The organism is Mesorhizobium sp. WSM4833, assembly GCF_055811095.1.
The window spans coordinates 175,287-199,535 of the sequence record NZ_JBVVQG010000002.1; the positions used below are offsets into that span (position 1 = coordinate 175,287).

The 24,249-nt window shown below is 63.0% G+C and carries 24 protein-coding genes and 2 pseudogenes; 8 read left to right on the top strand and 18 right to left on the bottom strand.

The genetic code is table 11. From position 1 onward, the window contains the following. Nucleotides 1-8 precede the first annotated feature (8 nt). Complete coding sequence (locus AC0L2D_RS03985) at nt 9-470, top strand: MarR family winged helix-turn-helix transcriptional regulator (RefSeq protein ID WP_024501721.1); 462 nt, start codon at nt 9-11, stop codon at nt 468-470. Between the two features lie 129 nt (nt 471-599). After that, nucleotides 600-1,327: pseudogene (locus AC0L2D_RS03990) on the top strand (SDR family oxidoreductase). Nucleotides 1,328-1,343: 16 nt separating this feature from the next. Here AC0L2D_RS03990 and AC0L2D_RS03995 read toward each other — a convergent pair. Both AC0L2D_RS03995 and AC0L2D_RS04000 read right to left on the bottom strand, forming a co-directional pair. Continuing rightward, a pseudogene (locus AC0L2D_RS03995) lies at nt 1,344-2,317 on the bottom strand (LysR family transcriptional regulator). Between the two features lie 15 nt (nt 2,318-2,332). Next, nucleotides 2,333-3,238: a S1C family serine protease gene (locus AC0L2D_RS04000; RefSeq protein ID WP_013530631.1), complete on the bottom strand. Its 906-nt coding sequence runs from the start codon at nt 3,236-3,238 to the stop codon at nt 2,333-2,335. A gap of 195 nt (nt 3,239-3,433) precedes the next feature. Between AC0L2D_RS04000 and yghU the strand changes: the two genes are divergently transcribed. Beyond that, nucleotides 3,434-4,300: a glutathione-dependent disulfide-bond oxidoreductase gene (yghU, locus tag AC0L2D_RS04005; RefSeq protein WP_473540412.1), complete on the top strand. Its 867-nt coding sequence runs from the start codon at nt 3,434-3,436 to the stop codon at nt 4,298-4,300. An 84-nt stretch (nt 4,301-4,384) separates the two neighbouring features. Here yghU and AC0L2D_RS04010 read toward each other — a convergent pair whose 3' ends face one another. Both AC0L2D_RS04010 and AC0L2D_RS04015 read right to left on the bottom strand, forming a co-directional pair. Beyond that, on the bottom strand, nt 4,385-4,687 hold the full coding sequence (locus AC0L2D_RS04010) for a DUF1236 domain-containing protein (protein ID WP_013530629.1): 303 nt from the start codon (nt 4,685-4,687) through the stop codon (nt 4,385-4,387). A gap of 619 nt (nt 4,688-5,306) precedes the next feature. After that, nucleotides 5,307-5,525, bottom strand: coding sequence for an exopolysaccharide production repressor protein (locus AC0L2D_RS04015; protein WP_224674556.1), 219 nt, complete (start codon nt 5,523-5,525; stop codon nt 5,307-5,309). A gap of 326 nt (nt 5,526-5,851) precedes the next feature. On the opposite strand from AC0L2D_RS04015, the gene AC0L2D_RS04020 reads away from it, so the two are divergent. The 3 genes from AC0L2D_RS04020 (at nt 5,852) to AC0L2D_RS04030 (ending at nt 7,403) form a co-directional block, all read left to right on the top strand. Beyond that, a complete protein-coding gene (locus tag AC0L2D_RS04020) occupies nt 5,852-6,139 on the top strand; it encodes a hypothetical protein (RefSeq protein WP_275952586.1) in 288 nt (95 codons plus the stop codon). 279 nt (nt 6,140-6,418) lie between these two features. Further along, on the top strand, nt 6,419-6,661 hold the full coding sequence (locus AC0L2D_RS04025; RefSeq protein ID WP_224674557.1) for a hypothetical protein: 243 nt from the start codon (nt 6,419-6,421) through the stop codon (nt 6,659-6,661). 442 nt (nt 6,662-7,103) lie between these two features. Next, complete coding sequence (locus AC0L2D_RS04030; protein WP_013530625.1) at nt 7,104-7,403, top strand: DUF1236 domain-containing protein; 300 nt, start codon at nt 7,104-7,106, stop codon at nt 7,401-7,403. Nucleotides 7,404-7,997: 594 nt separating this feature from the next. Here AC0L2D_RS04030 and AC0L2D_RS04035 read toward each other — a convergent pair. Together AC0L2D_RS04035 and AC0L2D_RS04040 are read right to left on the bottom strand one after the other, a co-directional pair. After that, nucleotides 7,998-8,549, bottom strand: a complete 552-nt coding sequence (locus AC0L2D_RS04035; protein WP_473540413.1) for an isochorismatase family protein — start codon at nt 8,547-8,549, stop codon at nt 7,998-8,000. Nucleotides 8,550-8,660: 111 nt separating this feature from the next. Next, nucleotides 8,661-8,864 (bottom strand): hypothetical protein, encoded by a 204-nt coding sequence (locus AC0L2D_RS04040; RefSeq protein ID WP_473540414.1) that lies wholly within the window; start codon nt 8,862-8,864, stop codon nt 8,661-8,663. A 35-nt stretch (nt 8,865-8,899) separates the two neighbouring features. Between AC0L2D_RS04040 and AC0L2D_RS04045 the strand changes: the two genes are divergently transcribed. Together AC0L2D_RS04045 and AC0L2D_RS04050 are read left to right on the top strand one after the other, a co-directional pair. Next, the gene (locus AC0L2D_RS04045) at nt 8,900-8,989 is read left to right on the top strand and encodes a hypothetical protein (protein ID WP_081714185.1); all 90 of its coding nucleotides are present in this window, start codon (nt 8,900-8,902) and stop codon (nt 8,987-8,989) included. A 203-nt stretch (nt 8,990-9,192) separates the two neighbouring features. Then, on the top strand, nt 9,193-9,291 hold the full coding sequence (locus tag AC0L2D_RS04050) for a hypothetical protein (protein ID WP_013530621.1): 99 nt from the start codon (nt 9,193-9,195) through the stop codon (nt 9,289-9,291). A gap of 60 nt (nt 9,292-9,351) precedes the next feature. On the opposite strand, the gene AC0L2D_RS04055 is transcribed toward AC0L2D_RS04050, so the two are convergent. The 12 genes from AC0L2D_RS04055 to AC0L2D_RS04110 all read right to left on the bottom strand — a co-directional run bounded on the left by AC0L2D_RS04055 (nt 9,352) and on the right by AC0L2D_RS04110 (nt 24,023). Next, nucleotides 9,352-10,548: a hypothetical protein gene (locus AC0L2D_RS04055; protein ID WP_473540415.1), complete on the bottom strand. Its 1,197-nt coding sequence runs from the start codon at nt 10,546-10,548 to the stop codon at nt 9,352-9,354. Between the two features lie 192 nt (nt 10,549-10,740). Next, the gene (locus AC0L2D_RS04060; RefSeq protein WP_473540416.1) at nt 10,741-11,511 is read right to left on the bottom strand and encodes an exodeoxyribonuclease III; all 771 of its coding nucleotides are present in this window, start codon (nt 11,509-11,511) and stop codon (nt 10,741-10,743) included. A gap of 4 nt (nt 11,512-11,515) precedes the next feature. Further along, entirely contained in the window at nt 11,516-12,160 is a 645-nt protein-coding gene (locus AC0L2D_RS04065) for an alpha/beta hydrolase family protein (protein WP_473540417.1), read from the bottom strand. A 209-nt stretch (nt 12,161-12,369) separates the two neighbouring features. After that, entirely contained in the window at nt 12,370-13,485 is a 1,116-nt protein-coding gene (locus AC0L2D_RS04070; protein ID WP_473540418.1) for a tetratricopeptide repeat protein, read from the bottom strand. Beyond that, nucleotides 13,482-14,387 (bottom strand): non-homologous end joining protein Ku, encoded by a 906-nt coding sequence (gene ku, locus AC0L2D_RS04075; protein WP_024501732.1) that lies wholly within the window; start codon nt 14,385-14,387, stop codon nt 13,482-13,484. Before ku ends, AC0L2D_RS04070 begins: the two co-directional genes overlap by 4 nt. Nucleotides 14,388-14,806: 419 nt before the next feature. After that, entirely contained in the window at nt 14,807-17,299 is a 2,493-nt protein-coding gene (ligD, locus tag AC0L2D_RS04080) for a DNA ligase D (RefSeq protein WP_473540419.1), read from the bottom strand. Nucleotides 17,300-17,344: 45 nt separating this feature from the next. Beyond that, the gene (locus AC0L2D_RS04085) at nt 17,345-17,569 is read right to left on the bottom strand and encodes a hypothetical protein (protein ID WP_027160830.1); all 225 of its coding nucleotides are present in this window, start codon (nt 17,567-17,569) and stop codon (nt 17,345-17,347) included. 224 nt (nt 17,570-17,793) lie between these two features. Beyond that, nucleotides 17,794-18,975: a glycosyltransferase family 9 protein gene (locus tag AC0L2D_RS04090; RefSeq protein WP_473540420.1), complete on the bottom strand. Its 1,182-nt coding sequence runs from the start codon at nt 18,973-18,975 to the stop codon at nt 17,794-17,796. A gap of 100 nt (nt 18,976-19,075) precedes the next feature. Beyond that, on the bottom strand, nt 19,076-20,299 hold the full coding sequence (locus AC0L2D_RS04095; protein ID WP_473540421.1) for a GNAT family N-acetyltransferase: 1,224 nt from the start codon (nt 20,297-20,299) through the stop codon (nt 19,076-19,078). A gap of 12 nt (nt 20,300-20,311) precedes the next feature. Further along, entirely contained in the window at nt 20,312-21,541 is a 1,230-nt protein-coding gene (locus AC0L2D_RS04100; protein ID WP_013530610.1) for a GNAT family N-acetyltransferase, read from the bottom strand. Nucleotides 21,542-21,549: 8 nt separating this feature from the next. Further along, nucleotides 21,550-22,857 (bottom strand): MATE family efflux transporter, encoded by a 1,308-nt coding sequence (locus tag AC0L2D_RS04105; protein ID WP_473540422.1) that lies wholly within the window; start codon nt 22,855-22,857, stop codon nt 21,550-21,552. Further along, nucleotides 22,854-24,023: a glycosyltransferase gene (locus AC0L2D_RS04110; RefSeq protein WP_275952578.1), complete on the bottom strand. Its 1,170-nt coding sequence runs from the start codon at nt 24,021-24,023 to the stop codon at nt 22,854-22,856. Before AC0L2D_RS04110 ends, AC0L2D_RS04105 begins: the two co-directional genes overlap by 4 nt. Between the last annotated feature and the right edge of the window lie 226 nt (nt 24,024-24,249).

The following is a 24,249-nucleotide window of genomic DNA, read 5'->3' on the forward strand; positions in this document are numbered from 1 at the left end:
GATCGTCAATGCCCACCTCAACGGAAGTTCTACAGACCAAGACCGAGAACCTGCTGATCGGCGCCCTGCTGCGCGTGCCGGCACAAGCGATCCAGCGGCGGCTGATCAAGGAGCTCAACGCCGCCGGTTTCGACGAATTGCGCCTGCCGCATATGGCGGTGTTGCAGTTTCCCGGACCGGACGGCGCGCGGCCCGGCACCATCGCCGAGCGTGCCGGCATGAGCAAACAGGCCATCAACCAGCTGCTCAGCAGTCTCGAAGGGTACGGCTACCTCGTCCGCTCCGACATTCCCGGCGATGGCGGTGCGCGCGTGGTGCGATCCACGGAACGCGGTCATGCCGCGTTCTGGAAAATGGTCGATATCCTGCGCGACATCGAGGAGGAATGGCGCACCGAACTTGGGCCGGAGCGCTTTGCCCAGCTGAAAGCTCTGCTGTTTGTCGTCTGGGAAAGTCCGCTGGTGCGCTGAGCCAGAGACGGCGCTCGTCCGCCCTGCTCCATCGGCCTTTCCGATGGCACTATCGGTTTCTTCCGTTTCCTTCTGTCGCGCCGAACTGCCAATTCCTGCCCTTGTCCATCCAAGCAAAGGCAGAGCGAAATGAGCATTTCGAAACAGAAAATCCTGATCGTCGGCGGCGGCTCCGGCATGGGTCTGGCGCTGGCCCGGCACTGCGTGGAGGCCGGTGCGGCGGTTGTCATCGCCGGGCGCGGCCAAGACCGGCTGCGGCAGGCGCGCGAGGCGCTCGGCAATCCCGCCGGGCTGGAGACGGCCGTCGTCGACATCGCGCGCGAAGACCAGGTCTCGGCGCTGTTCGCAGCGATTGGCGGACTCGACCACATCGTCAGCACCGCAGCCGACATCGAAGGCGCCTATCGGCCGCTGCCGGAGCTTGACCTGAAGGCGGCGCAAAGGTTGGTGGAGAGCAAGCTGTATGGCCCGCTGCTGCTCGCCAAGCACGGTGCGCCGCGGCTGGCAGCATCCGGCTCCATGACCTTCGTCTCCGGTGTCGCCGCCTATCGCCCAGCCGCACGCGGCTCCGTCGTTGCTGCTGTCAACGCAGCGCTCGAAGGCCTCGTGCGGGCGCTGGCGGTCGAGTTGGCGCCGATCCGCGTCAATGCCGTGTCACCCGGCTGGGTCGACACCACGATCTGGGCGCAAGTGGCCGGCGACAGGAAGGACGAGACGTTAGCCGCGATGGCCAAGCGCTGCCGGTCGGGCGGATTGGCCAACCCGATGATATCGCCGACGCCATCGCCTTCCTGATCGGCAATGGCTTTACCACGGGAACGACGCTGCATGTCGAGGGCGGCCACCGCCTGATCTGAACCGCCGCTGCTTCCGTCAGGAGTTGTTTGCAAACAAGGCCTTGGAGCGGTTCGACGATTCAAGTCCTGAACCAGCCTTGGCGGGCTGCAGGGCCGGCACCAGCGTGTCGCGCGCGGCAGTGAGCAATTGCTTAAGCGCCGGCAGCTGGACGCGCCGGCGGCGCCAGATCATCACCAGCGGCGCTGTCCGCATCTGGCCGGGCCATCGCATTTCGACAATGTCGCCGCGTGCCAGCGCATCCGTGACGGCCAGGCGTGGAACGAGGGCGAGCCCCGCGCCGGCCGCCACCAGCCGCGCAATGGCGCCGATGCTGCCGACCTCGTTGGCAAGTCTGGGTGCGGCAGCGCCCGCCTCGGCAAAGGCCGTGTCGAACATGTGTCGGTAGATACATCCGGGCTCCGTTGCCACGAACTGCAGTCCGCCAAGCGCGGCAAGGTCGCCTGGCACGCTGCCCTGCCCCGGAGCCGCGACCAGCACCAGCGGTTCGGCTGCTATCGTGCGCCTGGCGAAGTGTTTATCCGACGCGCCCTTCGCGAATCACGGCGGTCGAAGCAGAACGCGACATCGATGTCGCCATCCTCCAATTGGCGCAGCAGCGCGCCGCTGCCCGCCACCTTCATCCGCACGGTGATGTCGGGATGGCCGGCCTGGAACCCGGGCAGCCAAGGCGCCAGCCTGGCCGACGCGATCGTCTCCAGCGCGCCGATGGTCAGGTGCCCGCTTGTCGAACCTGCCGCCGCCTGCACGGCCGCGCGCGCCTCGCCGTCGAGCCGCAACAAATCCTCGGCGATCGGCTGCAGCGCTAGGCCTGCCGGCGTCAGCTCGAGGCCCATTTTCGAGCGCGTGAACAGGGCAGCACCAAGCTCGGCCTCAAGCGCCAGGATCTGGTCGCTGACGCTCGATTGCGCGAGGTGGACCACTTCTGCGGCCCGCGTGATGTTGCGGCTCCGCGCCACCGCAAGGAAGGTTTTGAGCAGTCTTGGATGCATCGCGTGGCTGACGCGCTATTGCAGCTGCGGCTTCTTCAGAAAACTGCCGCGGTCGGCGGACTTGACGCGCAGCCAGGTTTCGCGGCCGTCGCGCAGCACCCGCATCGGAATCTCGGCACCGGCCGAGCCGCTCTCCCACAGCTTGCGATAGAAATCGGCGAGTCCATCGACCGCGCCGTCGCGGATGTCCGAGATGATGTCGCCCTGGCGCAGGCCAGCCTTGGCCGCCGGACCGCCTTCGGTCACGCTCATCACCACCACTCTGCCATCGCTTTCGGCCGACAGCGCGCCGAGCCATGGACGCGGCGGCTTGGCCACCTGGCCGCGCGTCAGGAGATCGTCGAGTATGGGCGGCAACAGATCGATCGGCACCACCATGTTGATGTCGGCGACCTCGCCATTGCGGCTCATCTGCAGGCGCAGCGAACCGATGCCGAGCAGCGAGCCATCGGCGCCGAACAGCCCGGCACCGCCCCAGGACGGGTGCGCCGGCGCAATGAAGATCGCCTCGTCGAGCAGATACTCCCAATAGCCGGCGAATTCCTGCTTGGTGACAATCCTGGCCTGCACCGACTGGCCGATGCCGTCGGCCAGCACCACGGCGTCGCCGATCCTGGCCTTGCCGGCATCGCCCAGCGCCACCGCCGGCAGGCCGAGCGGCGCCAGCGCCTGCACCAGGCCGAAGCCGGATTCCTGGTCATAGGCCAGCGCGTGCGCGGGGATGACGCGGCCGTCATGGCTGGTCAGCCAGACCTCTTCCGCTTCGGTGATGAGATAGCCGATGGTCAGCACCAGCCCGTCATTGCGAATGACGACGCCGCTGCCTTCCCTGAGCGTGCCGAGCGCCCCGGCCGTAAAGGCATCTTCGGGAACAGTGGCCCGCACGGCAACGACCGAGCGCGGATTGGGATTGATGGTCATGCTTTTGTCCTGGGTGGGCTTTGGCGACATCGTCTATAGGTATGCCACGCAGGAGAAGGCGCAAGGGTAAGGAAGAGCCCAATTGCCGATGTTGGCACTGCGGGCATCGATAATAGTTCAACGCAAGTTGAACTTACACATCCGCAGCCCTAGTTAATGGCGACCTGCCATCCTTCCCCGACACGAGGCCACGAAATGACCGACTACACACCGCCGAAAGTATGGACCTGGAACAAGCCGAGCGGCGGAGCCTTTGCCAGCATCAACCGGCCGATCGCCGGGCCGACGCATGACAAGGAACTGCCTGTCGGCAAGCATCCGTTGCAGCTCTATTCGCTGGCGACGCCGAACGGCGTCAAGGTCACCGTCATGCTGGAAGAGCTTCTGGCGCGCGGCCACAAGGGTGCCGAATACGATGCCTGGCTGATCCGGATCAACGATGGCGACCAGTTCGGCAGCGGCTTCGTCGAGGTCAATCCAAACTCCAAGATTCCGGCCCTGATGGACCACAGTGGCACCACACCGGTGCGCATCTTCGAATCCGGCTCGATCCTGGTCTATCTCGCCGAAAAGTTTGGCGAATTCCTTCCGACCGAACAGCCGGCCCGCGCCGAGGTGCTGTCCTGGCTGTTCTGGCAGATGGGCTCGGCGCCGTATCTGGGCGGCGGCTTCGGCCACTTTTATGCCTATGCGCCGGAAAAGTTCGAATATGCCATCGATCGCTTCTCGATGGAGGTGAAGCGTCAGATGGACGTGCTCGACCGCCGGTTGGCCGAGACTGAATATCTCGGCGGCAAGGACTATTCCATCGCCGACATGGCGGTGTGGCCCTGGTATGGCGGGCTGGCACTCGGCCGCATGTACAATGATGCTGGCGAGTTCCTGTCGGTGCACGAGTACAAGCATGTGCAGCGTTGGGCGAAGGCCATCGACGCCCGCCCGGCGGTCAAGCGCGGCCGCATGGTCAACCGAGCTTTCGGTGAGCCTGCCATGCAACTGCATGAACGCCACGACGCCAGCGATTTCGAGACCAAGACGCAGGATAGACTGGCCGCCGAATAGGCCATCGCGGGTCGCGGCAAAGGAAACCCGCCCCGACGCGACGTTCGGGGCGGGTTTTTCCCAAGGTCCAGTACTGCGGGATCCCTAGTGCAGCACTTCAACAATCTGGCGGGTCTCCGGATCGACGAGGACCGTCTGGTCGTTGATCACCGCGACGCGGTATTTGACGTCGGGCACCTCACGCAGTTCGACCGTATCCGGCACCGACGAGCCGAGCTTGAGCTCGACGCCCAGAAGGTTCACCGAGGCAAGCGGTTCTCTCTTGATGTATTCGCGAACGACTGTCTCCTGCTCCGGCTGGACGACGACGACGTTTTCCGCCAGCGCCGCACCAATCCCGCCCATCAGGACGACGGCGGTCGCCGCGCTCGTAAGATAAAGTCTCATGGCCATCTCCTAGTGATAACTGAATTCCGCCCTCCATAAAAACTCCACCGCTGCCATGCGGTTCCATCGTAACTTCAGAATTGGAGATATTACGATTGCAGACTGGATATTGATTGGTTGCTGATCAAACGTTCGGCAGACAGCGTTCAAGAGTTTGAAAAACTTGCACAGATATATACGGATATTTAGAGGGAAAAATTCAATCTGAGCACCAGTGCGCCAAATCGGCCGCGCATCCGCCTCTTCATCTGGACGATTTGAAAGGCGCCGGCACGAAAAGGGCTCGCCCCGCCGGGAGCAGAGCGAGCCATAACAGTACCGATGGAGGCGGCAACCTCATCGACACTGCCAGAGAACGCGAAGCATCAGCACTTGTTCCCAACCTGTCGGCCTGAGCACAATGCGGAGCGGTCGCGCATGCGTCCTGTTCCCATGATAACGCTGGGCCGAAATCTCCAGCAGGGATATGCTCAGAAGGCGCCGTCTCAGCGACCAAACACCTTGCCGTCGGTCGTGATCGCGCTGGTGGCGACGTTCCCCGAGTTTGTCCGGGCGAACGCGCTCGAGTGGACGGCCTGGTATGGAAACGCCATTCCTGATCGGTCCTGGTCACCCGGTCTCAAAGCTGGACACCGTCGCGATGCAATGGCGGAAAGGCGTCTACCGGATCCTGGCTCGGCACGATGTCATGTGCGCGCCTGAAGATCAGCCTCACGACGAGCACGAAGTAGCCGACCTGCAGGACAAGCAGCGTCGCTATCGTCCAGGCAAATGCCTCCCAGAAGGAGCCGGTGGTCATATAGGTCCAGACCGCGACGATGACGGCCGTGGCTGACATTCCTACCAGAAACTGTCCAAAATACATGGTTTCCAAAACCGTCGAAACCGCGCCGGTTCCAACCAGTCCCTGCCTCATTTCATTTCCCGCGGACAACATTTCATTATTTTAGCAACTTCGCAAGTAAGGGGTCAGTCGCCGCAATGCGTTCTCCATTTGTGCGGCAACTTGGCAACTGCGCGGGCCGGGGCCGCGGTGCTGGCGGGGCTGGGCTGACACGCCAGCCGTCACAATCCAGGAGCACGCCCGGTCTTTGCACTTCGGGTCCGGAACAAACGCCGGCACGCCGAGTTTCGCCTCCAGTTCTTCAACGATTGGAGGCCAGCATGGCACCTCGCAACAAACCAAGCGCCGACATCGAAGATGACGCACCGCGGGCGGATGGGCCGACCATCGAGCAGCAGGATTGGGATGCAATCAAGGGCGGCGAGATCCTGCCAGAGTCCGCGCCGGAAAACGGCGACATGCGTTACGGCGTCGAAAAAGACGGCGATCTGCCGGACGAGGACGACGATAACGCGTACCAGGACAGCGACGACGCCCTCCCCGATGATGAGGAAGAAGCCGCAATCACGCACGATCAGACCCGAGAGGACGGATTCGACGAGACGTGAGCTATTCGTCGCCCGAGACATGACTGCCTGTTGTTGAACTTGCCAAAGCCACATTTTCCATGCCCGGTTCGCGGGCGATTTTGCTTGGCCAGCTAAGTTTTCCGCCCAGGCAATATATCAGGTTTACCTAAAGTAACGGAACATCCAAGGGACATTATCGGAACTGAACAAGGCCCCTTGGACCTTTGCGCTCGGCAGATAAGACCTTGGTCCTACAGGAAAAAGCAAAAGCCCAAAGTGACCGATTGAGGCTTCCAACGAGGGAACATCAGGCCTCGCTTGTCGTTTGTCGCAGAACTCGGCACCGCCGGGTGTCTGGAGAACGCCGCGATGGCCCACCGATCCACCATCATCAAGACAGGCTATGGCCCAGGAACGGCGATTGCCGTGCTCATGGTTGGATTGACGGCGGTGGGCATCGTGTTCCTCATTCTCGGCAGTTCGCTTTACTTCAGCGAGCAGCCGACGGATCAACGTGTCTTATCTTCGCCGCCGGCTCGATCGATACACACGGCCCGATAGCAGAGCGGCCAACTGAACGAGCAACTGCTGGACGATAGCGACGAGCAGGCCGGCGTATGGTGAAGATAGAGGGTTCGCCAGGCGCCGAAGCGGCTTGCGAACCCTCTCAGCGCAGGAAGGGACGTTGCTGCGCCGATCGACGACATGTCAGCCAAGGACTATTCCCATCACCAGAAAGGTAACGGCTGTCGCGAAAATCGGTGCGAGCAACCAGCGCGCTTGGCCAACACTTTTGTCCATCTGTTTCTCCGAATTCCGGGAGACAAACAGCCGTGAACAGAGAGCCGTTCCCGTCGGTAAGACCAATGCGCTCTCGGGCCAGACTTAAGTCGCAGACAGCATCCGACCGAAGCCCAATCTGAGGAACATTTTCAGTTGGCTCAAGTTCAGTTGCCGTCAGCGTTGGACGATCTTGTCATGCTGACTCGCAAGGAGAAACAGTATGAAAATGCACCTAACGGGCGCCGCAGCGGCGCTGTTGCTGTTGGCCGGAGTGGGCGCCGTTGCCGCTCAGGACGTTGTCATCCAGCCTGAACAGGACACGGTCATCCGCGAGTATGTGAAGAAGCAGCCCCTCGCTTCGGTCAAGATTCCAGGCGTGGAACTGAATGTTGGTAGCGCGTTGCCGGATACGGTCGAGCTTCATGAGATCCCCGACGTCAAATACCGCTACGTAGTGGTCGACAACCGCACCGTCCTGGTGGATCCGGGCACCCGCAAGATCGTCAAGGTCTACGACTGAACTTGGAATTGTCCCAAACCCGCCGCCAGCCATGGCGGCGGGTTGCCCATGTCAGTTTCCAATCAGGACGAGTGAAGATGATAAGCAAAGCTGTGACATCCCCTGCTTTGGGCGTTCGCCTGGCCGATCTCCAAGCCCGAATGCGCCATGCGCGGGTGACGGATGCCGAAATGAAAACCTTTCAAAAGGTCGCGGCCATCATGGAAGATCGTCACGGCCGGATCGATGGCGACGACCTGATTGCGGTGTCGTTCCTCGCCGATCCGGTGCAGCACCGGCAAACGCCTTGAACGACATTCTCAATAACCAGCAGGCTTTTTGACTCCCGGACCGGGAAAGCGCGCCGAAAGTCTCAGCCGAATCCGCCCTTTTGCTCCGGCCTATTCCGCTTTCGCGGAAGTTTCGAGCGGCACGCAATGTGCAATGTTGCTAATGCGGCGGTACGAGCCGCCCTGGTTGACGCGGGCGCCCGAGCCATCCCAACAATGCGCCCCCCCGTCCGCGTCGACCACGGCAGGCGCCCGGCGCTGTCTTCCCTCGCGAAGTCCTCAAGCCGGCCTGCCTGATAATGCGGCCTGCGGCGACGTTCGGGCTTCAGCCGCCGACAAGCGCCTTTGTGGTCACCAGATTGACGCCGGCCTCGGCGAATTCGCCATTGTGCCTGATGATGACCTGCTCGGCACTCTCGCTGGCATTGTCCAGCGTGCTGTGCGCATCGGACACCACGGTCACGCCGAGCCCTCTGGCGATCGCGCCCTTGACCGTCGCGGCCACGCAAAAATCGGTCTGCGCGCCCAGGAGCACGACAGCACCCGCACCCTGCCCGGCAACCCAGTCGCCGAAGGCGGGATTGCTGAAAGCATCGCGCACGGATTTGGCAAAGGTCGGCTCGTCCGCAGCTTGGCCAAGTGCGGGCCAAACCGGCCAGCCCGGCTGATCCGGTGCCAACGGATCGCCTTCGGGTCCATCATGCCTGACAAATGCGACCTTGCGCCCGCTGCGCCGCGCCCAGTCGATCACCGCTTTGGTGCGCTCGACTATGCCTGGCGCATCATGGATCGGCGGTTCGTGCACGCCGTCGAACATACCGGTCTGGAGATCGATGACGATGAGCGGCGCGTTGTCTGGGAGGCTGGATGCTGGCATGGGCTTTACATAGCACGGCGGACAAGGTGATCAAGATTTGCTCATTCCGACGCGCCGGCAAACAGCACGACGCCGTCACCGCCGTTGGGCGGCCAGTCGCGGGTGGTGCGATCATTGCCGCCAGTCAGCACCGCGGCGGACGCCCACATAGATGGGACCGGTCTTGCTGTCGAACAGCGCGATCTGGTGGCCGGTGTCCATGCCCCATAGCCGGGCCGTGCCGTCGAGCGAGCCGGAGGCCAGGCGCTGGCCGCCAGCCGATAGCGCCAGGAGGGCCGCCGTCGGCGCCCGGCTTGGTTGACACATATCGCGCATCTGCCATGCTCGCCGAGGATTCTGGAGAGATCACGATGAAGAAGACTTACGCGAAGCCGACCTTCGTCAAGAAGGGCAAGCTTTCCGCCGTCACGGCAAACGCCCCGAGCAGCGTCACGCTTTAATCCGGCGCATCTCTGGCGGATCGCGCCGGCGCTGGAGAGCAAACTCCAGGTGCAATTGGTTTTGGGATGGCCCGAAGCAAAGAATAGGGACCCTGGCCCCTTGTCGCGCATTGTTGGGTTTATTGTTTGTTGCTTTCAGCTCGCATGGTTGACAGATGGCCGCAGTATGGCATCATCAGGCTGGGATTTTAGGAGAGTCTGATATGAAAAAGATTTATGTGAAGCCGTCGTTCTTGAAAAAGGGCCGTCTGTCGGCGGTCACAGCGTCGAACGGCGCCTCGATTATCATCGTGCCGGGCTGATCGTAAACGTAACCTGATTGAAGCGGGGCGAAATTCGCTCCGCTTTGGCATGCCCAAATCTCAGCGTGTCAGGACCAAATCGTCCACGACCATTTGCCAATAGTGCTTCGTCGACAGGCGAACACGCGTTACAGCTTTGAGCATCGGGGCATAGTGCAACGGCGTCAGCGCCGACAGCGTGATCTGATCGCTTGCAATCAGCTGCTCGCCAAGCCAGCTTTCGATCAGCGCCACCTCCCCTTCCGACGCCAGCCAGGCGGCGCTCAGCATGACCGAGTGAAAGCCGAACGGCCGTTCGCAGCTGAATTCGGCAGGCAGCCCGCTGCTGGTGTAGAGCACATGGTCACCGGAGACGTTGCCATTGACATAGCCCTGGCTGTCCTTGGTGTAGTCGCGCGCCATCGCATTCAGGTTGCGCCACGCCAATCCGGCATGACCGGCCGGAATTTTCCTGAAGGTGCGCGACGTCACATCGTCGAAACCGATCGTTTCGAGAGCGGCATCAGTGGCAATGCCGGCGCGTTGCGCGGACAGCAGGCCGAGATCCGCCGAGTAGGGCGACAGCGTCAGCCGCCGCTCCAAGCCTTCGCCACTGATGCTGACCGTGTCGGCTTCTTCAGCCAGGTCGAAGCTGAAGACGGCACCCGGCGCCAGTGTCCGCGTCTCCAGGACGTGCCCGTCCCCCGACACGGAGAGGGTCGCGGGTCCATCGCCGGCAACGCGCCCGCTGACGCGGCGCGGCGGCGCCAGACCGACCGGCAGCAGCATCTCCTGTGATACCATCCCGGCCGGCGAACCCGGCAGCGGCAGGAAGTGTCGGGACTGAATGTCGTTTTCGCTTTTCGCCTGCCAGCCGGGCGGCACCGAAACCACAAAGCGCCAGTTGCCCGGCTTGCGGATCACGGCCTTTCTGCTTTTCACCGACATGGGGAAATTGGCAAAGCCGGCATTGTTGGTGCGCGCGGACGCGGCGAGCTTGCCGGCTTCGTCATACAGCCGCACCATGATCCCGGCCATCGGCCGGTCTCCGGCGCCGTATTTGCCGTCGCGATCGACATCGAAATAGACGAAGGACGAGTAATTGAGTATGCCCCCGCGGCCGCTCCAGTCGGTGCGGGCGGCATAGTCGGCAGCCGGATTGGTCAGCCGCCGTCCCTTGCGGCGGCTGCGCTTCCGCCACAGCCGCCAGGACACGACAGCTGCCGCAAGCACCACAATGGCGGCGAACAGTATCTCGACAGCGCCCAAGTCAGGCATGGAGCCTCCTTTCACAGATCTCGTGGAGGATTGCGTTCATGGGCGATCCGGCTGCGTTGGAATACTTTGCCGACAGGTTATTGCATGTCGGCCAAAAGCGAACCCCGGTTTGGGACAGCGACATGCATCAAGACAAAAGACTAAAGCGCGTTGCATGGATCCGTTCAAGCGCGACGCATGAAAGCAGTCGCCTTACTTCAATTCCACCCACACCGGCGCATGGTCGCTGGCACCGTCCTCGCCGCGCACGTCGCGGTCGATGCCGGCGGCGGTCAGGCGGCGTGCCAGTTTCTTCGACAGCAGGATGTGATCGAGCCGGAGGCCCGCATCGCGCGGCCAGCGGTTGCGGCGATAGTCCCAGAATGTGTAAAGCGTTTCCTTCGGATGCTTCTTGCGCAGGGCATCAAGCCAACCCTGGTCGAGCAGGCGCTGGAACGACGCCCGGCTTTCCGGCTGCACCAGCGCGTTGTCGTCATAGGAGCGGGTGGCGTAGATATCGCGCGGCTCGGGCACGATGTTGTAGTCGCCGGCCAGCACCACCGGCAGGCCGGTGTCGAGCAACTGTTCGGCATGCGCCTCCAGCCGCGCGTGCCAGGCGAGCTTGTAGGCGAATTTCGGGCCGGGCTGGGGATTGCCGTTCGGCGCATAGAGGCAAGCGACGACAATGCCATTCACCGCCGCCTCGATGTAGCGGCTCTGCCTGTCGGCTTCGTCGCCGGGCAAGGCATCGCGGGTCAACACGGGCTCGGCACTCCGCGCCAGGATGGCAACGCCGTTCCAGGTCGGCTCGCCCTTCCACACCGCGCCATAGCCGGCCGCCGCCAATGCCGAGCGCGGAAACTGCATGTCGCGTGCCTTCAACTCCTGCAGGCACACGACATCGGGCTTTGCCACAGCCAGCCATGCCAGCAGGTTTTCAAGCCGGCTGTTGATGTTGTTGATGTTGAAGGAGGCGATCTTCATCGCTTCAGGAAGCGATCCGACCCGACCACGCCTTGACCGTCTCGGCCAGCGTCTTCAGATGATCGGCGGTCGAAAACCCCGAAACACTCTTGCGAGGCTTGAGATCGTGGTCGCCGTCCTCCAGCCAGATCACCTCGATGCGATCGGAAAGGTCATAAGTCGCAACCTCGTCCCTGGTGCCGAACTCGTCGCGGGTGCCCTGGAAGATCAGCGTCGGCGTCTTTAGATCGGCAAGGTGTTTTGTGCGCAATTGCTCGGGCTTGGCCGGCGGATGGAAGGGATAGCCGAGGCAGACCAGCCCTGAAATCTCGCCCTTGGCAAACATCTCGTCGGCAACCATCGAGGCGACGCGCCCGCCCATCGACTTGCCGCCGATGACGAGCGCGCCGGTCACGCCCTTCGCCCTGAGGTCGGCTATCGCCTTGATATATTCCGGGTTGACCGTCTCGGCCCGCGGCGGCGGCTTGCGGTGGCCATAGCGGCGGGCAGCCATATAGTGGAACTCGAAGCGGGCGACCTGGAAGCCGGCTTCGGCCAGCGCCTTGGCGGTGGCGGTCATCGAAGGAGAATCCATCGACGCGCCCGCGCCATGGGCGAGCAGGATGGTGACCGGGGCACTGTCGGGGCCGTCGAAGAGAAAGGTGGTCATAGAGCGGTCTCGCTGGAGAGGTCGAGTTCCGTCACACTCCCCTCTGTCCTGCCGGACATCTCCCCCGCAAGCGGGGAGATTGCGCGCTCAACCGCTTTCGCCAATCTCCCACTTTGCAAGCAGGAACGGGACGCCCAAGCTGCCGATCTCCCCCCTTGCGGGGGAGATGGCCGGCAGGCCAGAGGGGGGTGTTCAAGCGCCAGCATCCCTCACCCCGCCGTCCGCGCCAACTGCAAATCCACGAATTGCACGCCCTTGGCCGCCACCCGCGACCACTCCGACTCCGCGTCGAGCTCAAGGTAACGCACCCACAGCCGCCGCGCCTCCGGCAGATCGCCGGCGGCGAACTCCAGCCGGGCGAGGTTGAACACCGGATCGGCATAGTTTTTGTCGAGCGCGATCGCTTTCTGCAGGTGCCTTCGCGCCGAGGCCTCGCGGCCCTGGTCGCTCATCAGCCCAGCGAGGTTGAACCAGGCCTCGACGAAGGCCGGATCGAGTTTTATCGCGCTGATATAGGCATGCGCGGCGTCCGCCGCGTGGCCGCCCGCGCGCAGGCAGTTGGCGCGGTTGAAGGCGGCAATCGCATCGCTCGGATCGATGGCGAGACAGCGCTGGTAGAGTGCGGCTGCCCCATCATGGTCGCCACCCTCCTCCGCCGCTTCGGCCTCGGCAAACAACTCTTCCAGTGTGTCGTCGCCTGCCGAACCGGCGCTGCCCAAATCGAACAGAAGCTGTCCGTCGAGTTCGCTCTGGCCGCCTTCGAGATAGATCGCATCGGCGCGCCCATGCTGCGAGCCGACATTGAGCGACTTGGCGGTCAGCGACGCCACCGGGCCGGAGCGGTGGACGGAGCGCGCGATCGCCCCCCATGTCGCGCCGCCGGCGACGAGCCCGGCATATTTGCGCGCCAGGATCAGGTCGCGGAAGGAATAGGGTTCTGCGTCATGCTCGAACGCATCGAACAGTGACAACAAATCGAGCTCGACGCCGGATAGCCGCGACTGATCGATCAGCGATTGCCGCGACAGCGAAGACGCTTCCGGTGCCTTCATCAGCCCAAGCAGGCGCAGGAACCCGTTCTCGCTGAGGAGCTTGTGCCCGGCCCCGCGCTCGGCGGCGACACGGCGCTCGATCTCGGCATCGCCGTTCCTGGAGAGCCCGGCTTTAGCGAGCAGCGTGCGGCCGCACACGACATGCGTGGTGCGCCTGGTGACGCCGCGCCGCAGCTGGCCGTGCTGGCGTTCGACTTCACGCGCGGCCAGTCTGAGCGGAAACGCCGCCAGCGCGCCGATGGTGCCGAAAACAGCGCCGGCCGGTGCCGTCATTTCTTGCTCTTGCCGACCGCCTTCAGCAGATTGGCCTTCAGCGGATTTTCAGCAGCACCACCCGCTGCCGCTTTCTTCGCGGCTGGCTTGGCAACCTCGTCGGCCTTGCTCTTCGACTTGGCCGGCGGCTTCGATTGCGACAGGCTCGCCTTCAGCGCATCCATCAGGTTGATGACATTGCCGCGCTCCGGTGCCGCCGCAATAATCGGCTTGTGGCCTTTCAGCTTCTCGCGGATCATCGTCATGAGTGCCGCCTCGTAGCGGTCCTCATAATTCTTCGGATCGAAGGTGGTTTCCTTCTGCTTGATCAGCGCTTCGGCGAGCTGCAGCATTTCGGGGTCGGGCTTGCCAGCTGGAATATTGCCAAAATATTCAGCCGTTCCGCGCACTTCGTTCGGGTTCCTCAAGGTGCACACGAACATGCCGTTCTCGCGCGCGCCGATCGTCACCACGCGCTCGCGGCTCGACAGCACAAGGCGGGCGATGGCGAGCTTGCCGGATTTGCGCATCGCTTCGCGCAACACGGCGAAGGTTTCCTCCGCCATCGCGCCGTCGGGCGCCATGTAGTAGGGCGCGTCCTGGTAGATGACGTCGACCTCGTCCTCGTCGACGAAAGCCTCGATGTTCATCGTATGGTTGGATTCGATGCGCACCGCGTCGAGGTCTGCATCATCGATGATGATGTACTGCTTGTCCTCGTATTCGTAACCCTTGACCAGATCAGCACGCTCGACGAGCCCTAGTTCGGGGTCGACCGGCTTCATGTTGATGCGGTTATGGGTCTTCTTGTGCAACTGGTTGAACGAGATGCGCTCGCTGGCGCTGGTGGCGGGATACAACCGCACCGGACAGCTCACGAGGCTGAGTTTGAGGTAACCTTTCCAACTTGCCCTGGGCGCCATGAAACACTCCTACGCGGTCATGCACTGACAAAGACCTGCAGCGCTTTCGTCCGAGGACGATTGAGGCTGAGCAAATCCTACACCGACCGCACACAATACCGGCAAATCCCTGACGAAATCTTCCGCCATGCATTTGAGGTCGTGGACAGAGAATAATTCAAATTGTTGGAAGCGTCGATGGACTGGAATTTGAAACGCTGGCGGGACAGCGCCCCCCTCTGTCCTGCCGGACATCTCCCCCTCAAGGGGGGAGATCAACAGCTTCGGCGTCTCGCCCACTTCAGCAGCGTTGCAGATTAGCGGAAGCCCGGGTAGTGGCCAATCTCCCCCCTTGAGGGGGAGATGTCCGGCAGGACAGAGGGGGGCGCCACGGATCGCGGTGGTCCTTGTTCTGCAACTACTTACTTCGTCTTCTGCAACTACTTCGTCGCCCCCGAGACCACCGGCAGATCCCGCGCAAACTTATCAATCTCCGCCCACGGATCGCCCGACGTCGCCAACAGCCCTGGCAGCGACGAATAATTCAGATCCTGCGGCGCATCGATGGATTCGAGGTCGCTCCAGCTGACCGGCGTCGAGGCCGGCAGATTGGTGCGGGCGCGCAAGGAGTAAGGTGCTGCGGAGGTGTGGCCGCGCGCATTGCGGTGGTAGTCGATGAAGATGCGCTTCTTGCGGTTGTCCTTGCCCATGGTGGTGGTGAAAGTATCAGGCGCCGTTGTCGCCAGATGCGTGGCGATCGCGCTGGTTGCCTGGTGCAGTTTCTTCCAGTTCTGCTTGCCTGTCACAGGCACCGTGATGTGGATGCCGCTGCCGCCGGAGGTCTTGGCGAACGGCACCAGCCCCAGGCGCTCCAATTCGTCCTTGATGTGCACGGCGGCCTCGACCACCTCGCGCCAGGTGATCCCCTCGCCCGGATCGAGGTCGAGGACGATCTGGTCGGGTCTGTCGAGGCTGGCGCGGTGGGTGCCCCAGGTGTGGAACTCGACGACGCCGAACTGCGCCAGCGCCAGATACCCTTTCGCGCCTTCGACCGAGAGATAGGATTTGGTTTCGCCCTCGGAATTTGTCGCCTCGAATGTCACCACCGAGGACGGCATGCCGGTGAAGGCGTGGCGCTGGAAGAAGCAATCCTTCGGCAGGCCGGTCGGGCAGCGCACCAGCGACACCGGCCGGCCGAGAATGTGCGGCAGCATGAAATCGCCGACCAGCGCGTAATAGACAGCGATGTCGAGCTTGGTCGGGCCGGTCTTGCCGAACAGCCGGCGCGTCGGGTTGGTCACCCAGATGGTGGCAAGGTCAGCCTCGGCGATCAGCCGCTTGCGTGTCGAGGATACCGGCGTCGACAGGCCGACATCCCTCAAACCGCGGAAGACGCCGTGGCGCAGTGCGTTGTCCGCTGTGCGGTTGGCGTAGTGGATGCGCGCCGACAGCAGCGGCCGCACCCAGTTCATCTCGCGCATGATCTCGCGCGGAACGCCCTCGGGCGCGGTGGCGCCTTCCCGCAGCGGCTCCAGCCTGGCGAGCAACTCACCGGCGGTGGCGGCATCGAAACCGGTGCCGACCTTGCCGCGATAATGCAATTCACCATCCTCGAACTCTGCCATGCCGAGCGCCGCCAGCCCTTCGGCCGCATCGGAGATGGTGAAGCCGGCGATGACGAAGTCGCCCGACTGCAGCGCCTTGGTCTTGGTCCAGCTTTTGCTTCGGCCGCTCTGATAGATGGCCGTGGCGCGCTTTGAGACGACACCCTCCAGCCCAAGTTCCGACGCCTGGTCGTAGAGCCCCTGCCCCGAACCCTCGACATGGTCGGAGAGCTGGATGGCGGAATTGGCGCCGAGGCCCGACAGCATCTGCGCCAGCAGCGCCTTGCGCCGGACCAGCGGCGCCTTGGTCAGGTCCCAGCCGTCGAGATGGAGAAGATCGAAGGCGTAGAAATGGAGCTTGCTGCCGGCGCCCTCGGCCAGCGCATCCTGCAGCAGCGCGAAACGGCTGATGCCCCGGGCGTCGAGCACCACGATCTCGCCATCGATGATGGAGTCGCGGCACGGCAGTTTGGCGAACGCATGCGGCAGGTCGCCATAACGCTTCGTCCAGTCGATGCCGCCACGGGTGATCAGCTTGACCGCGCCCTCAGTGAGATGCGCCATGGTGCGGTAGCCGTCGAATTTGATCTCGTGCAGCCAGACTTGTTTGGTGTCTTCGCCATCGGGCGGTTTTGGCACCTGCGTCGCCAGCTGCGGCTCGATACGGGCAAGCATGGGGGCCTTGAAGGCGCCCGGCAGCGTGCCGGGCTTCAGCGATCCCTGTCTGGGCGCGGGTTTGGCGGCGGGCTTTGCCGGCGCCGCCAGCTCCTCGATGCGCAAGCCGGATTTGACGCTCTCCGGCCGGGCCGTGAGGATGTCAAGCGCAGTGTCGGCGGCGAGGTCGCGCTCTTTGAACAGCAGCCAGTTCTTCTTGTTTTCGTCCTCGCCGGGTTTCGGTTTCAGCCGGGTCAGCATCCAGCCGCCATTGAGCTTGTCGCCGGCCAGCCGGAACTTGAAGGCGCCGGTGCGCAAGCTCTTTTCGACATCGTCCATCGGCGCCCAGCTGCCGGTGTCCCAGACGATCATCGGCCCGCCGCCATACTCGCCTTCGGGAATGACGCCCTCGAAGTCGATATATTCGAGCGGATGATCCTCGGTCTCGACCGCCAGCCTTTTGTCGGCCGGATTGAGCGAAGGCCCGCGCGGCACCGCCCAGCTCTTCAAGACATCGCCGACCTGCAGTCGCAGATCATAATGGTCTGCGGTGGCGTGGTGCTTGTGCACGACGAAGCGGTTGCCGTCGCTGCTGACGAGCCCGCCAACCGGTTCCGGCGTCTTGGCGAATTCGCGTTTGGCGCGATAGGCTTTGAGCTTTGGTGGAGTCGTCATCGCAAAGATCGAAGCACGGCGGCCAGGAACAAGCCAGTCACGCTCTCAATCGTCAGCGGCCGGCGTCAACTCGAGCTCCGCCGGCGACAGCCCTTGCTGCAACTGGCTCAGCCGGAATTCGTCGACCCAATAGGCCTCGCCATCGACCAGAACCCGGGCTTGGTAGGTGCCCTCCGAAAAACGCTGCTCGGTGATGTAGACCTTGTGACGATCGAGCGCTTTGCGCACCGCGGCGCGTTTGGAATTCTGACCTGTGACGGGACTGAACATGACACTGCCCTCGGTCGCCCTGACACGCAACACGGCCGCTGTCGGCGGCCTTGCGACTGGCTCCAAGGATGCCGGAGACGAGGTGTCCTGTCAATTTCGTGGCAGTGCAGATTGCAGTCCGGTTAAATTTTGCAGTCTTTTGAAGATGCTCGGGTCTCGGCCTGAATCACGATGTGAAGCGCGCGAAGACGAAGCCGCGCGTGATCGTGGCTGTTGCCGCCAGCCTACGAAGCGGCCGGCATACCCGAATGAGTGGATTTTCGGACTGCCCCGATGAGATCGAGTGTCGCTGCCGCGACCTCGGCAACCTGAAGCCGCTGCACACAATAGACCCCACCGGGGTTGTTTTCTTTACAAACACCTGGAGCGATGCATGGACAGGGCATGGGCGGCTGGAGCGTCCGGTTCGGGACACCGAACGGGCCCCATTGCTCAGGCGACGTCAGGCCGTACAACCCCACCGCTGGAGTTCCGACAGATGCCGCGATGTGCATCGGGCCGCTCTCATTGCCTAGAAAGATTGATGCTTCGGCCAACAATGCCGTCAGGACTTCAAGCGAGGCCTTTCCGACGACACTGGCGACCGGCGACGCTGCCACTTCAAGGATCCTTTGCGCGGCAAGCCCCTCATCCGGCCCACCAACGAGCAGAGATCGCAACCCGGTTTTGGCGTATACCTCGTCGATGACCGCAGCAAAATGTTGCGGCGGCCAACAACGTCCTTCGAACCTAGCGCCGGCATGCACGGCCACATATGACTTCTTTGCCAAAGCGTTTTCCGCAAGAATCCTGGCACACTCTTCCTGGGCGGTCCCGTTCGGCTGCAGCCGAGGCGTTGGGTCCGGACAATCCAACTCAAGCGCGTGGAGTGGAGACAGGTTCCTGTAGAGATAATGGGGGCCGCCCTGTCCGAAAGTCGCGGCGAGAACGTTTGCAAGCTGGATTTCCCAGAACTTCATCGGATGCTCGGAAGGATCGAAGCCGACGCGAAGTGGAGCGCCGATCAAACGATGCATTATCCGCGAGGTTTTTGAATCGGTAAGGTCGATGCTAAGATCGAATTTTCGACGCCGCAGATCAGAGATGACGCCACGATAGTCGCTCAAACGCTTGAGCAGAGTCCTTCCTCTGCCGCGGGATTCAAAGCCAACGGCAACATCGGCGATCCCTTGCGCGACGATGAACTGCTTGAGTCCCGGCGCACAAAGCATGGTTACCGATGCTTGTGGATAAGAAAGACGCAGATTGCGAACCAAAGCAGATGTCAGAACGACATCTCCAATGTACTTCGTTTGAATAATGAGGATGGAACGAATCCCATCTCCTAAACTTGCATTCATCGAGATGATCTGCCGAAAACGCCAATTTGAGAAAATCTGCCGACGACACTCATTTCTGAACGTCAAGCGCGCTTTCAAATATAGAGCCAACCAACCCTGTCAACAACCTTGCCGGCCTTGGTGCCTCTTTGCATCGGTCGTCGGCAGGACCGGCAAACGCTCGTCCTCAGTCCTTCAATCGCCGCAAGCGGCGCGTCAGGCCCTGGACGGCTTTGAGCAGCCGGGGGCGCGACCGCGTCATGCCTTCGACCCGGCTGCGCAGCAGAATGGCTGCGTTCGCAGCCCTGCCCCGCACCGTCACCGGTTCGCAGATCTCGGCCAGAACCGAACTCGAGGCACCAATATGTTGCTTGTAGCCCTGGCCGCCGACCGACAGGTCGAAATAGTCGAAGCCCCGCTCGCATCCCCACATCATCAGCTTGCCCATCGTCGTCAGGCCCGGTGAGACATTGGCGACCGCGTTCTGGTCGATGCCCAGCAGGAGGGCGTGAAGTGTGCCTTTTCTGACCAGCACATAGATGGAGGCGAGCCAGGCTTCACCGACGCGTAGACCGAAGAGCCGCACCGATCCATTCGACAGGCCTTGCAGCGCCGCGGCGCGGTAGAAATCGACGACCGGGACCTGCGTCAGGAGATCGAAACGCCCAAGCTCACGAAAACGCTTCAGCCGCAATTCCAGCAGCACATCCAGGAGCTCCTCGGTCAGATCAGGCGTGTCGGCCTCGACCAGAGCGAGGCCACCAAGCTGTTCGAAGCCGCGGCAATGCTTGCGGAAGGCCTTGGCAAAGGACGGCTTGCAGATCCGCTTGATGAGCGTCTCCGGGTCGCCGTGCAGGACGAGGCCGGAGGTGACCTGGATGGAGTCGCGCGCCACCGAAAGCAGTGCCAGCGGATTGACGAGGCCGTGGATCTGCTGCGGGATCCCTGCGATATGGATGCGATCCGCCGGTGGCAGAACGGCACGGACCGCCGCCCACATGGCGTCGGCACTCTGCCTGGACCATGTTCTCCCATCCGCCAGCAGCGGCACCGAGTAGTCGCACACGCGGCAGCTCAGCCATTCGATGACGTGGTGGCCGAGGGCCCGGCGCCGCATCAGCGGCAACAGCATGGCCGGCGCGCCGGTCACGGCGTCACTCACCTCGATGACGACCAGGTCCGCGTCCTTGGGCATCAGCCGTGCGGCGATTCCTTCGACCCAGGCATAGTGCTGATGGGCAGTGCAGACGCCGTGCGCCTCAAGCAGCAGCCATAGCAGCCTTACGGTGTCGAAACTGGTGTGCAGCCGAGCCGTGAAGTGCGCGGTTGCATCAGCGTTGGCGACAGTCGGGGAAAACCGCCCACCGGGCAAATCCCTTATCGGAGTCGTTCGCGCCGCGTAGCTTGCCACATGCTTCTCCCGTCATTCCGATCCCCCACGCAGGCGCCGCAAGTCCCGCATCAGTCCCTGGAGCCTCTTCAGCAGCCGAGGTTTGGAGCGCACGAACACCTCGGTCCGGTTGCGGACCTCGATGGCTGCGCTCACGGCGCTGCCTCGCACCGTAATCCCGTGGCAAAGCTCGCGCAGGCCCGAACCCACGGCACCCATATGTTCCTTATAACTCTGGTTGCCGACCGACAGGTCGAAATAATCGAAACCGCGGCCGCGCGCCCAGCTCATCAACTTGCCCATGATCAGAAGTCCCGGCGAGACATTGGGCACCGCGCCCTGATCGATTGAGATCAGCAGAGCATGAACGGTGACTTGATGGATCAGCAGGTATTGTACCGCGATCAGAGCTTCACCAACACGCAACCCGAAGAGCCGCACCGATCCATCCGACAGGCCCTCGAGAGCGGCGTTTCGATAGAAGTCGACAGCCGTCGCCTGCGTCAGCAGGTCGAAGCGGCCCAGTTCGCGAAAGCGGCTGAGCCGCATCCGGACCAGGCCGCCGAAGATGACCTCCACCAGGGCCGGCGTGTTGGCTTCGACCAGTTCCACGTCGCCAAGCCGTTCGAGGCGGCGCCAGTCCTTGTTGAAGGCCTTGACGAAGGATGGCCGGCATAGGCGCTTGAGCACGGTTTCCGGGTCGCCGTCGATGGCGAGGCCGAAGCTGGTATGCAGGGAATCGCGCGTGGCTGCGAGCAAGGCCAGAGGGTTGGCGACGCCGCTGATCGATTGCGGAATTCCCGTGATCTGGATGCGGTCCGCCGGCGGCAGCACGGAACGCACCGCAGCCCACGCGGCCTGCGCCGATTGCATCGTCCACGGGCTGGCATCGGCCAGCAGCGGTGCCGAATAGTCGCAAACGCCACAGCTCAGCCATTCGATCACCCGATGGCGGAAGGCCGGCCGCCGTATCAGCGGCACCAGCATTCGCGGCGCGCCCGTCACGGCATCGTTTACCTCCACGATGAGCAGTTCCGCACCTTCCGGCATTAGCCGCGCGACGATCCCCTCGGCCCAGGCATAATTCTGGTGGGCGGTGCACACACCGTCCGCCTGGAGGCGCAGCCAGAGCGGCCTCACCGCTTCCAAGCTGGTGTGGAGCCGCGCCGTGTAGGCATCGATGGCGACGACGGTGGCCGGATGGGAGGACTGGCCATCGGGCGAGCCGGTCACCGCAGCAATTTGCACCGCCTGGACTGCCATGTTTTTTCCTATCGCTTTGCCGTAGCGAACGGCAGCGTCCGCCGCCACGCGCCCAACCGGCTGTCGCGCGCCTCATCGGGATGCTCGATATTCCACATGCGGTGATGCGCGAAATACCACGATGCCACGAGCACGAACATCTCCGAGACGGCGGAACCCAACAACGCCCACGGCGGAGACGCGATTGCCAGCAGGGCCGCGATCAGCGCCAGCCCGACGACCGCGCCGCCCGTGGTGATGAACGCGACGATCCGAAAATCGCCGAATATCTCAAGCACGATGCGGGGCATGATATAGAGCATGATCGGGACAAAATTCGCGATCACGAAAAGCCCGATGAACCAGGTCGAAGCGTCCTGGAGAGCCTGGGATTTTATCATCGGCAGGACGAACATGATCGCACATCCATAAGCAAGGCCGCCGAGCCCCATGACGAGCGCCCAGATCTTGGCCTGCGTCCAGACACGGCCTGTTTCATTGTTCCGCATCAGCCTGGCGAGATCCGGCTGCGTCATGTTGACGAATGCAAGGCTGATGATGCGCAGCGGAGCAAACAGCACCAGAACCGCCGCCAGCGGTGCGTAGGCGGCTGGCCCGGCAATGCCGGCGACCAGCAGCGCCAGACATTGACCCTGGATGTTGGTGGTGGTCGCGCTGAATGCCGACCAGCGCAGTTGGGGCCAGAGCCTGACATAGCGTCGGCGCGTCGGCATGCGGAAGCTGATGCGAAGCGAGCGCCGAGCCAGGCGGACCAGGACGAAAATGCCGAACACATTTGCGGCTGCAAGTGCATAGAATACGGTCTGCAGCGGGTCTTGGACCAACCAGATCGACAGCCCGGTCAGGACACAGCCGGCGACTGTAAAAGCGCCATCGCTGATGGAGACGACAACCTGCTGGCGCCGTGCGAAGAAAGCCGTGCGCATATGGCTGCGCAACGACCAGGCACCGACGAAGCAGCCGGCGGCAATTCCGCTTGGATCTCCAAGGACATGCATCAGAACGGCCGTGCCGACGGCCATCAGCAACGCCACGATCAGCGCCGCCGTTCCGAACGCCACGTCATAGGTATCGACGCCGGCGCTGTTGGTGCTCTTGCTCATCCAGATGCTGGCGGGAACAGCGGTGAGCGACCTGATATAGGACAGGCCGACCCCGCCCATCACCATGCCGATGGCGAAGAGGCCGTAGCCCTGCGCCGACAGCATGTGCAACAGCATGATGTTGAGGGCGAAATGAAAGCCGCTCTGCATCGCCTCGCCGCCGATCATCAGCACGAGGCGTCGAACCAGATGGCTCGGAAACGCTAACTTCACGGCCGTGTCTCCGCTGCGCGGGCAGCGGGCGCCCTGCCCGGCCGCGCGATGGTCGTCTTCAGCTTTTCGGCGGCGATCGCGGTGATCGCCGCGGCCGCGACCGGCTCGCTGAAGATCGCCTCATAGCGCGCGCGCCCGGCAGCGACAAACCCGCGCCAGGCCTCAGGGGCGAGGATGATCTCCTGCAATTTCGCGCCAAGAGCTACTGCGTCGCCGGGCGGAACATGCCAGCCGGTCTGCCCGTCGCTGACCACTTCCACCAGCCCGCCGATCGCCGACACAAGCGGCGGCCGGCCATAAGCCATCGCCTCGATGGCGACGCGGCCCAGCGATTCCGGACGCCGCGACGGCACGGTGACGATGTCGGCCCAGCGATAATGCTCCGAGGGATCGGGAATGAAAGGCAGGACTCCGACGCGCCCGACAAGCCCCATGGTTTCGACCAGTTCGGCAAGCGCACGCTCGCGCTCGGTGCTTTCGAAGGCGCCGCCGACCAGCCTGACCTCGACCCTCGCCTGGAGTTCTGCCGGCATCGAGGCGATCGCCTCCAGCAGGACCTCCTGCCCCTTGATCCGGTTGATGCGGCCGAGCAGCAGCACCCGCAATGGGCGCTTGCCGTTATACGTCATTGGTTCGACCGCCGCCGGCCCGGCAACGCCGTTGTAGACGACATATGCGCGCGCCGCCTTGGGATCGCCAAACGCGGTGCGTGTCGCGCGCGAGTTGAAGATCAGATCCGCATGGCTCCAGCGCATCAGGCCGACAAGTACCCTGCGCATGGCGCCTTCGGGGATTTCGTGGATGTGCAGGACGGCCTTGTAAGGCAGCAAGCGCGCGGCCAGCGCATAGTCGGCAACGATCGAGGTGTTGACATAGACGAGGTCGCAGGCCTTGAGGCGCCGCCACGCCCTGAACACGGCAACCGGCAATCGCGCCATCTCGACTGTCGCAAGGCGCGCAATGGCCTGGCGCCTCAGCACCCAGAGCGGTTCGAAGACGATCCGGCTGGCATGCGCTTCCAGGATCTGGACGATCGGCCCGCTGCGCGGCAAGACCACCTCGATGTCGGCCGACGGAAACGCGGCGCGCAGCGCAGCCACGCTCTCCGCGAAGCTGCGGTCAGAACCATAGAGTTCATAACCCTGATGAACGCAGGCAATCCGCATCTTTGTTTCCCGCCGGGTGCTACAACCATCGCGCTGGGCGATTGTGGCAGAACCCCGTCCGCAAGAATCATGCCTGGTTCGATATGCCCGACTATCGGTTCGATATGTCCGACTGTCGGCCGTACGCCCCTGGCATTGCTTCGTTTCGATACAGCTACGCACAGAAGGGTTGACCGAGAATGAAACAACCACCGGGTTCAACACCGTTTTTTTACAACCCCGCGCC

Excerpts from the sequence above, each read along its gene's own strand:
- AC0L2D_RS04050 (WP_013530621.1), top strand. The coding sequence starts at position 9,193 with ATGAAAAAGATTTATGTGAAGCCGTCGTTCTTGAAAAAGGGCCGTCTG.
- yghU (WP_473540412.1), top strand. The coding sequence starts at position 3,434 with ATGACCGACTACACACCGCCGAAAGTATGGACCTGGAACAAGCCGAGC.
- AC0L2D_RS03985 (WP_024501721.1), top strand. The coding sequence starts at position 9 with ATGCCCACCTCAACGGAAGTTCTACAGACCAAGACCGAGAACCTGCTG.
- AC0L2D_RS04015 (WP_224674556.1), bottom strand. The coding sequence starts at position 5,525 with ATGTCAGCCACGGCCGTCATCGTCGCGGTCTGGACCTATATGACCACC.
- AC0L2D_RS04100 (WP_013530610.1), bottom strand. The coding sequence starts at position 21,541 with ATGGCAGTCCAGGCGGTGCAAATTGCTGCGGTGACCGGCTCGCCCGAT.
- AC0L2D_RS04030 (WP_013530625.1), top strand. The coding sequence starts at position 7,104 with ATGAAAATGCACCTAACGGGCGCCGCAGCGGCGCTGTTGCTGTTGGCC.
- AC0L2D_RS04040 (WP_473540414.1), bottom strand. The coding sequence starts at position 8,864 with ATGCGCGATATGTGTCAACCAAGCCGGGCGCCGACGGCGGCCCTCCTG.
- AC0L2D_RS04010 (WP_013530629.1), bottom strand. The coding sequence starts at position 4,687 with ATGAGACTTTATCTTACGAGCGCGGCGACCGCCGTCGTCCTGATGGGC.
- AC0L2D_RS04035 (WP_473540413.1), bottom strand. The coding sequence starts at position 8,549 with ATGCCAGCATCCAGCCTCCCAGACAACGCGCCGCTCATCGTCATCGAT.
- ku (WP_024501732.1), bottom strand. The coding sequence starts at position 14,387 with ATGGCGCCCAGGGCAAGTTGGAAAGGTTACCTCAAACTCAGCCTCGTG.
- AC0L2D_RS04045 (WP_081714185.1), top strand. The coding sequence starts at position 8,900 with ATGAAGAAGACTTACGCGAAGCCGACCTTCGTCAAGAAGGGCAAGCTT.
- AC0L2D_RS04065 (WP_473540417.1), bottom strand. The coding sequence starts at position 12,160 with ATGACCACCTTTCTCTTCGACGGCCCCGACAGTGCCCCGGTCACCATC.
- ligD (WP_473540419.1), bottom strand. The coding sequence starts at position 17,299 with ATGACGACTCCACCAAAGCTCAAAGCCTATCGCGCCAAACGCGAATTC.
- AC0L2D_RS04020 (WP_275952586.1), top strand. The coding sequence starts at position 5,852 with ATGGCACCTCGCAACAAACCAAGCGCCGACATCGAAGATGACGCACCG.
- AC0L2D_RS04000 (WP_013530631.1), bottom strand. The coding sequence starts at position 3,238 with ATGACCATCAATCCCAATCCGCGCTCGGTCGTTGCCGTGCGGGCCACT.
- AC0L2D_RS04070 (WP_473540418.1), bottom strand. The coding sequence starts at position 13,485 with ATGACGGCACCGGCCGGCGCTGTTTTCGGCACCATCGGCGCGCTGGCG.
- AC0L2D_RS04055 (WP_473540415.1), bottom strand. The coding sequence starts at position 10,548 with ATGCCTGACTTGGGCGCTGTCGAGATACTGTTCGCCGCCATTGTGGTG.
- AC0L2D_RS04060 (WP_473540416.1), bottom strand. The coding sequence starts at position 11,511 with ATGAAGATCGCCTCCTTCAACATCAACAACATCAACAGCCGGCTTGAA.
- AC0L2D_RS04085 (WP_027160830.1), bottom strand. The coding sequence starts at position 17,569 with ATGTTCAGTCCCGTCACAGGTCAGAATTCCAAACGCGCCGCGGTGCGC.
- AC0L2D_RS04110 (WP_275952578.1), bottom strand. The coding sequence starts at position 24,023 with ATGCGGATTGCCTGCGTTCATCAGGGTTATGAACTCTATGGTTCTGAC.